Origin of the sequence: Antrihabitans stalactiti (assembly GCF_012932915.1) — a bacterium.
Taxonomy (GTDB): domain Bacteria; phylum Actinomycetota; class Actinomycetes; order Mycobacteriales; family Mycobacteriaceae; genus Antrihabitans; species Antrihabitans stalactiti.
Window position 1 is genome coordinate 1 of sequence record NZ_VCQU01000026.1, and the last position, 1,278, is coordinate 1,278.

The window sequence follows — 1,278 nt, forward strand, 5'->3', positions numbered from 1 at the left end:
GGACTCTGTGCTGTCTAGATACATGTGGCACAGATGTGTCTAGATACATGTGGGACACATTTTAGGCCGCGACCCGGAATTGGCCTTGGTAGCGCTTGGTCGGATCGATCATCAGGTGGCCGATCGCGTCACCGTCAGCGTTGTAGGCGGTGGCGTGGTTGCCGTTGCGCAGGATGGTGATCTGTTGTCCGGCATGGAATCTGCCGATACTGATACTGCTCCCGCTGAGGGTGACGACGCCGTTGCTGCTGACTCTGAGGTGGTGAATGGAGGCGTCCTGTTGGACGGGCAGGTGTTCGGGCCCACCGAGCTCGACCGCGGTGGTCCACGCCTGCTGCGGGGTCATCCTGACTGCGGAGTGCCAGCGCCCGGTGTTGTACCAAAGCTGGTATTCGTCGCACAACGCTTGCAACGCAACCAGGTCCACCGGCGCCGGCCGCTGCGATAGCCATTGCTTGAACGTGCGGTGATGACGTTCCACCTTCCCGCAGGTCTGCGGGTGATACGGGGTCGAATGAATCAACCGCGCCCCGGTCTCGCTCACTAGACGGGTGAACTGGGAGATACCGCCACGGGTGCGTCGGGAGGTGAAGGCGGTCCCGTTGTCGGAGAGCACAATCGCCGAGACCCCGAACCGGTCGAACGCCCGCGAGATCGCGGCGATCGCACCGGCCGCAGTTTCGGCGGCTGCGGCGAGAGTGGACACCAGGGTGCGGGTGCAGTCATCGAGGACCTCGAACACCACGACCGGGGTGCCATTGGCGAGTCTCACCACGGTCGCGTCGATCTGGTAGCAATCACGTGGCCGCCGATAGCAAAACCGCCTGTAGGACGACTTGGGACGTTTCTTCGGGGCCGCGACGACCATGCCCAACCGCTTGAGAATGTTGTTGATCGTGGCCCGCGACGGGATCTTCCACCCTTCTGCGGCCCAGTCCTGGTCGAGGGCAACTTGTACCAATCGTGCCGCGATGCTGTCGGCACCGTTATCGAAGGCCAGATACAACCGTGCTCGCGCGATCTCGACCTGCACCCAGAACGGGGTTTCCCGCGGCCGGTTCTTCGGGCTGCGTGAGCGGGGTTTCCAACGCTGTTCGGCGAGGATGCGGTCACGGTGGCGGTAGGCAGTACTGCGCGGAATCTGGTGCGTCCTGCACCATTTGGTGAAGGAGCCGCCGAACGCATCGGCGACCCCTTCGATATGGAACAACACCAACGTGGCATCGAGAAGGTCCATCACGGCAGCCGATCTGAGCATGGACTAATCCAAGCCCGGTC

Annotated in this window: 1 protein-coding gene; it reads right to left on the reverse strand. The window is 62.7% G+C overall.

Annotation, left to right across the window (positions count from 1 at the left end; all coding sequences use genetic code 11):
• Nucleotides 1–61: 61 nt before the first annotated feature.
• Nucleotides 62–1,258, reverse strand: coding sequence for a DDE-type integrase/transposase/recombinase (locus FGL95_RS31955; RefSeq protein WP_240963482.1), 1,197 nt, complete (start codon nucleotides 1,256–1,258; stop codon nucleotides 62–64).
• Nucleotides 1,259–1,278: the final 20 nt, after the last annotated feature.

Bases quoted from the DNA above. Each gene is read 5' to 3' on its own strand.
- FGL95_RS31955 (WP_240963482.1), bottom strand. From the start codon at position 1,258: ATGCTCAGATCGGCTGCCGTGATGGACCTTCTCGATGCCACGTTGGTG.